This is a genomic window from Klebsiella sp. K47 (assembly GCF_051858335.1).
Taxonomy (GTDB): domain Bacteria; phylum Pseudomonadota; class Gammaproteobacteria; order Enterobacterales; family Enterobacteriaceae; genus Klebsiella; species Klebsiella pneumoniae.
The window spans coordinates 1-231 of sequence record NZ_JBPYUI010000312.1 but is presented as its reverse complement, the minus strand read 5'-3'; the positions used below and the strand labels follow the sequence as shown (position 1 = coordinate 231).

Genomic DNA, 231 nt, shown 5'->3' with positions numbered 1-231 from the left:
CGGATTCTGGAACAGGTTGGTGCCGATGTTGACCACCCGGCCGAATTTCTGCGCGCCCATGCCCGGCGTCGTCGCCTGAATGACGTTCAGGGCGCCGCGGATCACGGTCGCGAACTGACGCTCCATGTCTTCCCACGGGATGTCGGCCATCTGGGCGCGGGCGTCGCCGTTGAAGCTGTAGTCCAGCGCATTGTTGACCACGGTGCTGACCGGGCCGCCGAAATGGGCCTC

At 65.4% G+C, this 231-nt stretch carries 1 protein-coding gene; it reads right to left on the bottom strand.

Annotated features, from left to right (window positions below; genetic code table 11):
• Nucleotides 1–231, bottom strand: a 231-nt coding sequence (locus RRF55_RS28175) for a hypothetical protein (protein WP_439419323.1), incomplete at both ends; no start/stop codon positions are given.